This is a genomic window from Rothia sp. HC945 (assembly GCF_051370785.1).
In the GTDB taxonomy this organism is placed as follows: domain Bacteria; phylum Actinomycetota; class Actinomycetes; order Actinomycetales; family Micrococcaceae; genus Rothia.
Map to the genome: position 1 here is coordinate 509,481 of NZ_JBFCSN010000001.1, position 11,827 is coordinate 521,307.

An 11,827-nucleotide genomic window follows, 5' to 3' on the forward strand; every position below is an offset into this window, starting at 1 on the left:
AATGGTCGCATGGCATTCCCCGGATCGACCCCAGTCCCCCACCGCGCCGGCCCGACGCATCGGATCGGCGACCTGGAGCTGACCGAGCACCGGTTCCGGGTGCCACTGGCCCACGCCTGGCCGTGGAGTCACGGTGGGGAAGCCCCTCCGGCGGCGTCGGCGACCGAAACGATCGAGATATTTGCGCGGGTGGTTACGCGAAACGACGTCGAATCACCGGGTGAACCCGGCGACCGCCCCTTCCTGGTGTACCTGCAAGGTGGTCCGGGTATGCCGTCTCCCCGGCCGCTCACCGACTCTGGCTGGGTCCGACACCTGGCCCGGACCTACAGGGTGGTTTTGCTGGACCAACGGGGAACCGGCCTGTCCTCTCCCCTTTCCGCAGAGATGCTCGCACGTCAGGGAGATGCGGCAGCCCAGGTGGCCTGGCTCGAACATTTTCGGGCCGACTCGATCGTCGCCGATGCGGAGTGCGTGCGAGCGACGCTGACGGCCGATGAACCGGAGAAGCGCTGGGCGAGCCTGGGACAGAGCTTCGGCGGATTCATCACTCTCTCGTATTTGTCCTATGCGCCGGATTCCCTGTTGCATTCCTGGATGACCGCGGGCCTCGCGCCCATTCACAGCTCGCCGACCGAGGTGTACCGGTCGACGTTCGACAGGGTGGCCGAGCGCAACCTCCAGTACTACGACTGGTACCCGGAGGACAGGTTGCGTGCGGTGGAGATTGCCGCTTTTCTCCGAGACCACGATGTCCGGCTGTCCACGGGCGAACGACTCACGCCCCACCGTTTCCAGATGCTGGGCAATCATCTGGGCGGAAACTCCAGGGTGCACGGTTTGCATTATCTGCTCGAGTCCGCCTTCTCGGAAGGCGGCGGTCTTCCGTCGGAACGTTTCCTGACCGACGTCGGCCGCACCGTCTCCTTCGCTGGGCAGCCTTTGTACGCGCTCATGCACGAGGCGATCTATTGCGATGGCCCCGGCGTCTCGAGCCTGTGGGCAGCGGACAGGATTCGCGCGACGCGGCCGGACTACTCGGAAGAGGCCGACCCGCTGCTCTTCACCGGCGAAATGATCCACCCGTGGTACTTCGAGGAAGACCCCGCCCTGACGCCCGTGGCCGACGCCGCCCACCTGGTGGCCGAGAAGGACGACTGGGGACATTTGTACGACCTGGACCGATTGGCCCGCAACGAGGTTCCGGTCGCCGCGAGCGCGTACCGGCCGGACGTCTACGTGGATTCCGACCATGCGATGGAGACCGCTGCCAGCATCCCGAATCTGCGGACGTGGACCTCGAATTCGATGCACCATGACGCTTTGGGACACAATACCGAGGAAGTCCTGGGGCATTTGGGCGAAGTGTTGGTCGAATCCGGGGCTTTGTCCGAATCGCCCGTATCTGTCCCTTCACGATGAGCTTATCCCCCAATTCTGGGGATTCTTCCGGCTGAATTTTGAAGCGCATTTTCCTGAGTCATCCCGCATTCGGCTTCTGACAGTTAGGCTGTTAAGTGACAGTTCCCGGTTGCATGGCGTGACCGGACGGCAGAACGCGGGAGGTTATCGTGAGCGGCACGATCACACTTATCGGAAAAACGTGGGCAAACACGCGCCCCCTGAAGGTCACCACGCGACCGGTCACCGAGGAAGACGCGGACGGCCTCGCCAAGCTCTTTTTCGCTTCCTACGATGACCAGACCGTCGTCGGCAGCCAGGCCGAAGCCCTTGAAATCATTCACAAGGTTTTCAACGGGGATTTCGGTACTCTGATCAAGTCTGCATCGCCCGTGGTGGTCGATGGTTCCGGACGCCTGGTCGCCGCGGCTCTCGTCCTTGATTCTCGAGTCGGCAACGACGTCCCGGATGCGCCGTATGTCTTCGAATTGTTCACGGCGGCGTCCCGGCGGCGTGAGGGCTTCGCGGAGCAGTTGCTTCGTATTGCGATCGATGAGCTCTACCGTCTGGGCCATGAAGAGGTCGCCCTGCGGATCGCGGAGGACAATTCACCTGCTCTGGCCCTGTACCTGACCCTGGACTTCAAGCGATGGATTCCGGAGGACGATTCGGAGCTCTGATCCTCCTGCGCGGACTCCCGCGAAGACGCTGGGCCGGACTAGATCAACCGTGAGACCGGTTCGATCAGGTCCGGCCCGTTGTTTGCCACGGAGCCGACGTCGCTTCCGACCTCGGTGAGGATCCATTCGCTCGCGACGTCGTAGGCGTTGGCACGAACCCGCTCAACGGCCTCCTCGGGGCTGTGCTCAGCGCGGAGCCACGTGGTCAGTTCGTCGTCGTCCTCACCTGTGAATCGCAGGGGAAGCGGCAAGCGATCGTGAAGCCGGGCGAGGTCGCCGAGCGTCTCGTTCGTTCCCGCGGCGTCTTCATCGGGAGAGGCCCCGGTCAGGATCGTCGTCGAGAGCAACCATTGCCCTGCCTCCTCTCCTGACGGGATCTTCCACCATTCGTAGAGCCCGGCGAAGTAGATGCTGTCCTGCGGATTGTGCGGGTGGACGAAGTACGGGGTCTTGGGGGCCTTGCCCCGACCAGATTCGCTCTCCGCGGTGTGCTTGGCCCATTCGTAGTACCCGTTGGCCGGGATCGCACATCGTTGGGTTTTCACGGCATGGCGGAAGGTGGGCTTCTCGACCACGGTTTCGGAGCGTGCGTTGAAGGCTCTGGAGGAAAAGGACTCGTCCTTGGCCCACCGGGGCAACAGCCCCCAGCGGGCGGAGTGGATCCGGCGCTTCCACGAGTCGTCCTCCTGGTGATCGACCAGAATCGGCACGGTCCGAGTCGGAGCGACGTTGTAGTCCGCGATCGACTCGTCGAGTTCGACCCCGCCGAGCAGGTCTCCCTGGGCTCTGGCTATGACATACCGTCCACACATCGCTTGTCCCATTCCTCGTAGGCTTCCAGTACCGCGTCTTCCACATCATCCCACCGAACCTCCGGAACGGCCATCGATACGGAGCCTACGGTGCGCGGGTTCATCGGTATGCGCAATGCCTTGTAGACCTCGTCGAGGACAGCCCGTAGGGGCTCCGGTCGGGAGACGACGACGCCGGCCGAGAACCACCACGCGCCGGAGACGACACGTTGCGCGGTGCCGACCACTTTGACCTTTTCACCGCCGGGCGCGATTCCATGGACGCTGTATTCTCCCGCGCAGTACTCCCCCGGCAACTCGCCGACGTCTGCCGGCATGCCCAATCCATCGAGAATACGAGCCCAGAGGCGGCCGAAGCTACGGTATCTGGCCATCGTCGTGCTGGTGGGGTCCTGGGTCCGCACCAGGTGGTCCACGATCATGCAGTCCGAATGGTAGGCCGCTGCACGTCCCCCGACTTTTCGGACCCACGGGACGAAACCGTGTGCCTCGCACGCCTCGCGGGCCGCGTCGAATCCGGGGTTGAGTTCGTCGCGCCGCCCGAATCCCACGATGGGACCGGGTTTCGAGAACCTCAGGATGGGCTGTTCGTCCCCCGACGCGACTCGACGCAATCGGGACAGCGTCGATTCATAGTCTTCCGCGACGGACCCGAGATGACGTTCGATGAGCATGGCGCCTCCGCTCTGGGATTCGGACTCTCCGAGAATACCTGGATCGGCTGACGCCCTGATTCATGAGCACAACGTGGACTGCTATAGCCTGGTATCCGTCGTACCTCCAGGTCAGGAGCTTTCCCCGTGGCATCGTCCTCCACCTCGTCTCCCCGCCCCAGTAGCGTGATGAGTGCTGTCCGCCATCCGCGGCAGGGGGTGACCGAGCTGCTCGCCGGCGTCGTGACCTCCCTGGCGCTGATCCCGGAGGCCACGGCCTTCGCGATCGTGACCGGCCTGGATCCTCGCACGGGACTCTTCGGCGCTGTGATCATCGCCTTGGTCACCTCCGTGCTCGGTGGCAGGCCCGCGATGGTTTCCGCCGCGGCCGGGTCGGTGGCTCTGGTCGCCGCACCGCTCATCATGAGTCACGGTCTCCAGTACTATCTGGCCGCGGTAGTACTCTCCGGCATCGTCCAGATCCTCCTGGCAGCTGTCGGGGCCGCCAAGCTCATGCGTTTCATTCCTCGGTCGGTCATGAAGGGGTTCGTCAACGCCCTGGCGATCCTGATCTTCAGTTCCCAGTTGCCCGAACTCATGGGCGTTCCCGCGCTCGTGTACCCCCTCGTGGCCCTAGGCCTGGTCATCGTGTTCGTGCTTCCTCGAATCACGACAGTGATTCCCGCACCGCTGGTTGCGATCGTGGTCGTCACCGGGGTTGCGGTTCTGGCCGGCGGCGCTGCGCCCACGGTGGGTCAGAAAGGTTCCCTGCCGGACGCGCTGCCGGTGCCAGGCATCCCCGACGTCCCCTGGTCTGCGGAAACCTTCGTGACGATCGCCCCGATTGCGATCGCCATGGCTGTCGTGGGCCTGATCGAGTCACTTCTGACCGCGAAGCTGGTGGACGATCTGACGGATTCCCATTCGTCCAAGACCAAAGAGTCCTGGGCCCTGGGGATCGCGAACACGATTTCCGGGCTGTTCGGCTGTTCCGCTGGTTGCGCCATGATCGGGCAGACCATGATCAACGTGAAGGCGGGGGCTCGGACTCGGCTCTCCTCCGTGGCCGCGGCCCTCTCCGTGCTCGCCCTGATCATGAGTCTCCACGGCGTATTGGCGATCATTCCGATGGCGGCCCTGGTCGCGGTGATGGTCTACGTTGCCTTCACGACCTTCGACTGGCATTCGATCAGTCCGCGCCTCCTCCGCAGAATGCCGGTCGCCGAGACGTTGACCATGGTGCTCACGGTTCTGGTGACCGTGCTGACGCACAATCTGGCTCTCGGCGTCGGGGTCGGAGTCATCGCGGCAATGATCGCTTTCGCCCGGAGAGTTGCGCACGTGGTCCACGTCGAGAGAACCGTGGCGATCGAGGAGGACGACGTGCCGACGACGGCGACCTACACGATTCACGGGACGCTGTTCTTCGCGTCCTCGAACGATCTCTACTACTCGTTCAGGTATGCCGAGGACCCGCACGATGTGGTTCTCGACTTCAATGACGCGCGCATCTGGGACGCCTCGACAGTTGCCTCCGTGGACTCCATCACCCACCGATACGAAAAGAACGGACACGAGGTCCAGGTGGTGGGCCTGGACCCCGCGTCCGCTCATTTGCATGACCGTTTGAGCGGCAGCCTCTGATCGGTGCCGCGACTCGATGCGTCGCAGGTCGTGGCCGGTTCAACGATCGACGTCGTCAGTCGGTGCCGGAGGCGGCTCCCGTCAGACGGCTGCTTCGCCTTTGTAGAACGCGGCGGTACGTTCGGCCTGGGCATGGGCGGCGTCCTCGTCGGAACCTGCCGTGATCTGGGCTTCCTCCCAGGCCTTCGCGGTCGCGTCGATGAATCGTTTGCCTTGTTCGGAGCCTTCGAGTTCATCCATCCGTTGCCGGACCGTCGCTGCTCGGCCGCTCAGGAAAGCATGGAGGGCGAGGAAAGCACCGTCCCAGCCGACGCCGGTAGCGCCCGCGCCGTAGGTGTCCCAGTGTTCATTGGCCGGTACGCGATGCCGGAGGGTCAACGACGACCCCGCGGCGGTTTGGGTGATCGAAATCTGCAACTCGCTGTCCTGACCATCGTTGGTCCACGTGAGCTGCAGGAGCCTGGGAGCGTCGAAGATTTGGATGGTTCCTTCGGTCCCGGTCTTCTCGGTCCGGAACTGGCGCTCTTCCTTCGAGGTGACTGTCACCGGCTCGAACCACACCGCGAGGTTCTCGGGATCCGTCAGGGCCGCCCAGATTTCCTGCGGAGCATTCGTGAAGGTTTGTTCCACCACGATCACGTGGTGGTTCTCTTTGTTCCCCACCTGGCGGTATACGCGCTCGAGTTGAAGGTCCGCAGGGTGCTTGGACGCGCCCGGACGGCCGAACGGATCCTTTCGGCCTGCTGGCTCGCCAGCGGCCTGCTCGGCATTCTTTTCGCCTGGGGCTTCTTCCACTGATGACGCACTGTGTGCCACTCTGCACTCCTCATCTCGATGTGACTGCCTCTTCGAGAATACGACGCAGTGCCGGAACATGGCGACTTCGGCGCGCAACCTCCGAACCGGTGCTCCCCTGTGATGCACTGCGGTCGTCGGAGCCTCGTCATACGAAAGGGCCGGGCACACAACTACCTGCGTGCCCGGCCCTTGTCCCCACCGCGATGTGCACGAGGCGGGATCAGCGGCTCAGAAGTCCCAGTCTTCGTCCTCAGTGTTGACGGCCTTGCCGATCACGTAGGAGGAGCCTGAGCCCGAGAAGAAGTCGTGGTTCTCGTCGGCATTCGGCGACAGGGCCGAAAGGATGGCCGGGGACACATCGGTCACCGACGACGGGAACATCGCTTCGTAGCCCAGGTTCATGAGGGCCTTGTTCGCGTTGTAGTGGAGGAACTTCTTGACGTCCTCGGAGAGGCCGACGCCGTCGTAGAGCGAGTGCGTGTAGGCGACCTCGTTCTCGTACAGCTCGAACAACAGCTCGAAGGTGTAATCCTTGAGCTCCTGCCGGCGCTCCTCGGTCTCGTTCTCCAGGCCACGCTGGTACTTGTACCCGATGTAGTAACCGTGCACCGCCTCATCGCGGATGATGAGCCGGATCAGGTCCGCGGTATTGGTCAGCTTGGCGTGGGAGGACCAGTACATCGGCAGGTAGAAGCCCGAGTAGAACAAGAAGGACTCCAGCAAGGTCGAGGCGACCTTCTTCTTCAGCGAGTCATCACCCTGGTAGTAGTCCATGATGATATTCGCCTTCTTCTGAAGGAATTCATTCTCACGGGACCACCGGAAGACTTCGTCGATCTCCTTGGTCGAGCACAGGGTCGAGAAGATCGAGGAGTAGGACTTCGCGTGCACCGACTCCATGAACGAGATGTTCGTGTAGACGGCCTCCTCATGCGGTGTCAGCGCATCCGGGAGAAGCGCGACCGCGCCGACGGTCCCCTGAATCGTGTCGAGAAGGGTCAAACCGGTGAAGACCCTCATCGTCAGCTGTTTTTCCTCGTCGTTCAGCGTCGCCCAGGACTGGACGTCGTTGGAGAGCGGGACCTTCTCCGGCAACCAGAAGTTGCCGGTCAACCGGTCCCAAACCTCGAGGTCCTTCTCGTCGGGGATGCGGTTCCAGTTGATGGCCTCGACGTTGTGGACCAGTTCGACCTTTTCGCTCATCATGACGGGCATGACTCCTTTTGCGCTCGCGGCGCTTCGTCGCGTGGAATGTGGGGGTGTATCGAAGATACGGCGCGTCCGCTCGGTTGAGAGCACGACGTCACCCGGAGCGGCCGGCGGCAGGTCGGCCACCGGCCGCTCCTCGGCCTTACAGCATGCAGGACACGCAGCCCTCGACCTCAGTGCCTTCGAGGGCGAGCTGCCGCAGGCGCACGTAGTAGATCGTCTTGATCCCCTTGCGCCACGCATAGATCTGGGCCTTGTTGATGTCGCGCGTCGTCGCGGTGTCCGGGAAGAACAACGTCAGGGACAGACCCTGGTCCACGTGCTGCGTCGCCGCGGCGTAGGTGTCGATGATCTTCTCGTAGCCGATCTCGTACGCGTCCTGGAAGTACTCCAGGTTGTCATTGTCCAAGTACGGGGCCGGGTAGTAGACGCGGCCCAGCTTGCCTTCCTTGCGGATCTCAATCTTCGAAGCGATCGGGTGGATCGACGAGGTCGAACCGTTGATGTAGGAGATCGAGCCCGTCGGCGGGACGGCCTGGAGGTTCTGGTTGTAGATACCGTGTTCCATCACGCTCGCCCGGAGATCCTCCCAATCCGACTGGGTCGGAAGGTCGAGGTCGGCGAACAGTTCGCGAACCCGCTCCGTGGCGGGCTCCCACGTCTGCTTCGTGTACTTGTCGAAGAACTCGCCCGAGGCGTACTCCGAGTTCTCGAAGCCCGCGAAGGTTTCCCCGCGCTCGATCGCCAACCTGTTGGAGGCCCGCAACGCGTGGTAGAGCACCGTGTAGAAGTACATGTTCGTGAAGTCGATGCCTTCCTCGGAGCCGTAGAAGATTCGCTCCCGCGCCAGGTACCCGTGCAAGTTCATCTGGCCCAGCCCGATCGCGTGTGACATGGAGTTGCCGCGCGCGATGGAAGGCACCGACTCGATGTCGGACATGTCTGACACTGCCGTGAGCCCACGGATCGCCGTCTCAATGGTGTGACCGAAGTCCGGGGAATCCATCGTCTGGGCAACGTTCAGTGAGCCCAGGTTGCACGAGATGTCCTTGCCGATGCTCTCGTAGTCCAATCCCGGGTTGTACTCGGAAGGCTGGGAGACCTGGAGGATCTCGGAGCACAGGTTGGACATGATGACCTTGCCGTCAATCGGGTTGGCCCGGTTCACGGTGTCCTCGAACATGACGTAGGGGTACCCGGACTCGAACTGGATCTCGGCGAGAGTCTGGAAGAACTCGCGGGCGTTGATCTTCTTCTTCTCGATCCTGGGATCGTCGACCATCTCGTAGTACTTCTCGGTGACGCTGATATCCGAGAACGGCATACCGTAGACGCGCTCGACGTCGTACGGGGAGAACAGGTACATCTCCTCGTTGCGCTTGGCCAGTTCGAACGTGATGTCCGGGATGACGACGCCGAGCGAGAGGGTCTTGATGCGAATTTTCTCGTCCGCGTTCTCGCGCTTGGTGTCCAGGAAGCGGTAGATGTCCGGGTGGTGGGCGTGAAGGTACACGGCCCCGGCACCCTGACGGGCACCCAGCTGGTTCGCGTAGGAGAAGGAATCCTCCAGCAACTTCATCACGGGGATCACGCCCGAGGACTGGTTCTCGATCTTCTTGATCGGAGCCCCCGATTCGCGCAGGTTCGTCAGGGCGAAAGCGACGCCTCCCCCGCGCTTGGAGAGCTGGAGCGCAGAGTTGATCGAGCGACCGATCGACTCCATGTTGTCCTCGATGCGCAGCAGGAAGCAGGACACGAGTTCACCGCGCTGCTTCTTGCCCGCGTTGAGGAAGGTCGGCGTCGCCGGCTGGAAACGACCCGAGATGATCTCCTCCACCAGGCTCGTGGCCACCTGCTCGTCGCCCCTGGCCAGGGCAAGGGCCACCATGACCACCCTGTCCTCGAAGCGCTCAAGGTACCGCTGCCCGTCGAACGTCTTGAGCGTGTACGAGGTGTAGAACTTGAAGGCGCCCAAGAAGGTCGGGAAACGGAACTTCTTGGAGTACGCGAGCTTGGAGAGCGAACGGATGAAGTCCATCGAGTACTGCTCCAGGACCTCCGGCTCGTAGTACTGGTGCTCCACCAGGTACTTGAGTTTCTCCTCGAGGTCGTGGAAGAACACGGTGTTGTTGTTGACGTGCTGCAGGAAGTACTGGCGCGCGGCCTGCCGATCGGCGTCGAACTGGATCATCCCGTTCGCGTCGTAAAGATTCAGCATCGCATTGAGTTCGTGGTAGCCGAGCCCCTTGTACTTCTCGGGGATCGACGGATCATCGTGACCGCGCTCGGCGTTCACTTCGAGAGTTGGAAGTTTTGTGTCCAAAACGCTTTCAGTCCTTCGTTGACGCGGGCAACATCGTCGCTGGTGCCCATGAGCTCGAATTTGTACAGAACGGGAACCTCGCACTTTGCCGCGATCTTGTCCGCGGCGATGCAGAACAGCTCCCCGAAGTTGGTGTTCCCGGCGCCGATGACACCGAGCATCAGAGCCCGGTTCCTCGGTTCCCGAAGGAACTTCATGACTTGAGGCGGCACGGCCCCGCCGGAGCGAGGCCGCCCGTAGGTCGGAATGCACAGCACGAAGGGACGATCCATCAGGATCGTGTCCTCGCCAGTGCGAAGCGGAAGCCGAATCGATTCGGCATCCAATTTGTCCACGAACTTGTGCGTATTCCCGGAGATGGAGGAGAAGTAGACGAGCACGGGCTCGTTTGCCGACGCCGGGATGTCGCGGTGGTCTTCAAGGACGGTTTCCACAGTGGTCGCCCCCAAAATAATCTGGCGATGTCGAGGTATATGTGACCGGCCGCGGGCGGGGATCTGATCCACCGCCGCCCTATAGGTGTTCAACACTCGCGGGGTCCATGGTGTTCCTCATGTCCCGCGGCCGCAGCCCTGTCCACCCGCTTTCGCGGATCGGACCGGACGAGATGTTCAGGAAGCCAGAGCCGCTTCCAGGGTCCCGATCTTGTCCGGGCGGAAACCCGACCAGTGGTCATTCTCGGTCTCCACCACGGGGGCCTGCATGTATCCGAGGCCCTTGATGTGTTCGAGAGCCTGAGCATCCTCGGTCACGTCAACGACGTTGTAGGAGATGCCGCGCTTGTCCAGGGCACGGTAGGTCGCGTTGCACTGGACGCAGGCGGGCTTGGTGTAAACGGTGATGGACATGCATTCTCCTCTTGCAGTGTGGCGGCAACCTCTGCCCCGAGCTCCGTTTCCCGGGGGTGGGACGACGGTGCGGGTCCGGTTGAAGGGTTCCGCTCAATACTACATCTAGTGTCGCACCGAAAAAGCCCCCACAACATATTAGGTTTTTCGCTGAGAAGTTATCCCCAACCTGTGCAAATGACACCGTTGTAGTCGTGGCGCGGAATGACGCGGACGATGCTTTCCTCATCGCGTTCTGACCACAGATTGTCCACAGACGATCCGTCCAAAAATTTCTTCCGGAGTCCGAATCGGTCGTGTCGCACCCGTCGACTAGAGCAGCCCCGAGTGTCGCAGTTTGTCCGACAACGTGCCACCGTCATTGGCCTCCATCCAGAGGGAACCCGCCGCGATCTCCCGCGCGCGGTCGTCGCCCCAGACCCGCCCCGAGGCCAGGACGGACTCCCCGACGGTGAGGTTCCGGATCACGATGGCGGCCACGTTCTCCGGGTAGCGCAGGGCGAAGCCGTTGTAGATATCGGGGTCACGTTGCCCGTCGTCGCCCACCAGAATCCATTTCATGTCGGGAAACTCCCTGGCCAGTCGTTTGAGCGACTCGACCTTGTGTGCCGCACCCGACCGAAACCATCGCGTCCTGGTCGGCCCCCAGTCCGTGAGGAGCAAGGTGCCTTCCGGGTAGGCATTCCTGGACAGGAATCGGCGCAGCGTGGGCGCCACGTTCCAGGCGCCGGTGGATAGATACATGATCGGTGCACGCGGGTGGGCCCTGTGCAACCGTTCGAGGAAGACCGGCATTCCCGGTGTCGGCATCCTGGCGTGCTCGCTCAACACGAAGGAGTTCCACGCCGCCAGGAGCGGACGCGGAAGGGCAGTCACCATGATCGTGTCGTCGACGTCGCAAATGATCCCGATCTTCTCGTCATCGGGCACCACGTAGACCGTCGAGGAGACGACGTCGGATCCGGCCGTGCTCATCCTGACCGTATGGACCCCCGGAGCAAGCTCGATCGCGAGTTCGACGTCAATCACTCCCCCGTGGTCTGCGGAGACCTGAAAGTGCTGGTCGCCGATCACGACGTCGATCTCGGCATGGGCAATCGGAACGGAGGTGAAGGACCGCCACCCTCGGGCCGGGCTCGTCGCTCGCTGATCGCCCGCGAAGGAATCGATGATGTCGGAGAACATCATGGTCTTGTAGACGGCTCTCCCCAGAACCCGGACCCAGCTCGTCTTGCCATATCCCACGAACGGCACGATGACTGGTTCGTTGCCCGCCCTGACCGCGGACTTCTCGCGGCTCTCGTGGATACGGTCGGCCACGCGATAGGCGATGTTGACGGCTTCACGGCCCACGGAGGGGGTTCGGCGCTTCTTCGGAAGGAACCGTCGGGCCGGAGGCCGGGAGTCTGCCATGCGTCCAGTGTGTCATACCGGGGTGTACCCGACGGGGCGTGACGAG

The 11,827-nt window shown here is 62.6% G+C and carries 11 protein-coding genes; 3 read left to right on the forward strand and 8 right to left on the reverse strand.

Annotation, left to right across the window (positions count from 1 at the left end; genetic code table 11):
* Positions 1-9: 9 nt before the first annotated feature.
* Together AB0Y14_RS02155 and AB0Y14_RS02160 are read left to right on the forward strand one after the other, a co-directional pair.
* Entirely contained in the window at positions 10-1,422 is a 1,413-nt protein-coding gene (locus AB0Y14_RS02155; RefSeq protein ID WP_436587632.1) for an alpha/beta fold hydrolase, read from the forward strand.
* 149 nt (positions 1,423-1,571) lie between these two features.
* Positions 1,572-2,081 carry an N-acetyltransferase family protein gene (locus tag AB0Y14_RS02160; protein ID WP_436587633.1) on the forward strand — a complete coding sequence of 170 codons (510 nt, stop codon included), beginning with the start codon at positions 1,572-1,574 and terminating at the stop codon, positions 2,079-2,081.
* A 38-nt stretch (positions 2,082-2,119) separates the two neighbouring features.
* Here the strand turns inward: AB0Y14_RS02160 and AB0Y14_RS02165 are convergent, their stop codons facing one another.
* Positions 2,120-2,893: an SOS response-associated peptidase gene (locus tag AB0Y14_RS02165; RefSeq protein WP_436587634.1), complete on the reverse strand. Its 774-nt coding sequence runs from the start codon at positions 2,891-2,893 to the stop codon at positions 2,120-2,122.
* Positions 2,872-3,567, reverse strand: a complete 696-nt coding sequence (locus tag AB0Y14_RS02170; protein ID WP_436587635.1) for a lipoyl protein ligase domain-containing protein — start codon at positions 3,565-3,567, stop codon at positions 2,872-2,874. The genes AB0Y14_RS02165 and AB0Y14_RS02170 overlap by 22 nt, the downstream gene beginning before the upstream one ends.
* A gap of 168 nt (positions 3,568-3,735) precedes the next feature.
* On the opposite strand from AB0Y14_RS02170, the gene AB0Y14_RS02175 reads away from it, so the two are divergent.
* Complete coding sequence (locus AB0Y14_RS02175) at positions 3,736-5,190, forward strand: SulP family inorganic anion transporter (RefSeq protein ID WP_436588799.1); 1,455 nt, start codon at positions 3,736-3,738, stop codon at positions 5,188-5,190.
* 81 nt (positions 5,191-5,271) lie between these two features.
* Here AB0Y14_RS02175 and AB0Y14_RS02180 read toward each other — a convergent pair whose 3' ends face one another.
* The 6 genes from AB0Y14_RS02180 to AB0Y14_RS02205 all read right to left on the reverse strand — a co-directional run bounded on the left by AB0Y14_RS02180 (position 5,272) and on the right by AB0Y14_RS02205 (position 11,781).
* A complete protein-coding gene (locus AB0Y14_RS02180; RefSeq protein ID WP_436587636.1) occupies positions 5,272-6,006 on the reverse strand; it encodes an SRPBCC domain-containing protein in 735 nt (244 codons plus the stop codon).
* Positions 6,007-6,216: 210 nt separating this feature from the next.
* The gene (nrdF, locus tag AB0Y14_RS02185; RefSeq protein ID WP_436588800.1) at positions 6,217-7,191 is read right to left on the reverse strand and encodes a class 1b ribonucleoside-diphosphate reductase subunit beta; all 975 of its coding nucleotides are present in this window, start codon (positions 7,189-7,191) and stop codon (positions 6,217-6,219) included.
* Between the two features lie 148 nt (positions 7,192-7,339).
* A complete protein-coding gene (nrdE, locus tag AB0Y14_RS02190; protein WP_436587637.1) occupies positions 7,340-9,520 on the reverse strand; it encodes a class 1b ribonucleoside-diphosphate reductase subunit alpha in 2,181 nt (726 codons plus the stop codon).
* Positions 9,490-9,954 (reverse strand): class Ib ribonucleoside-diphosphate reductase assembly flavoprotein NrdI, encoded by a 465-nt coding sequence (gene nrdI, locus AB0Y14_RS02195; protein ID WP_436587638.1) that lies wholly within the window; start codon positions 9,952-9,954, stop codon positions 9,490-9,492. The genes nrdE and nrdI overlap by 31 nt, the downstream gene beginning before the upstream one ends.
* 177 nt (positions 9,955-10,131) lie before the next feature.
* On the reverse strand, positions 10,132-10,368 hold the full coding sequence (gene nrdH / locus AB0Y14_RS02200; RefSeq protein ID WP_436587639.1) for a glutaredoxin-like protein NrdH: 237 nt from the start codon (positions 10,366-10,368) through the stop codon (positions 10,132-10,134).
* A 312-nt stretch (positions 10,369-10,680) separates the two neighbouring features.
* A complete protein-coding gene (locus tag AB0Y14_RS02205) occupies positions 10,681-11,781 on the reverse strand; it encodes an App1 family protein (RefSeq protein WP_436587640.1) in 1,101 nt (366 codons plus the stop codon).
* Positions 11,782-11,827: the final 46 nt, after the last annotated feature.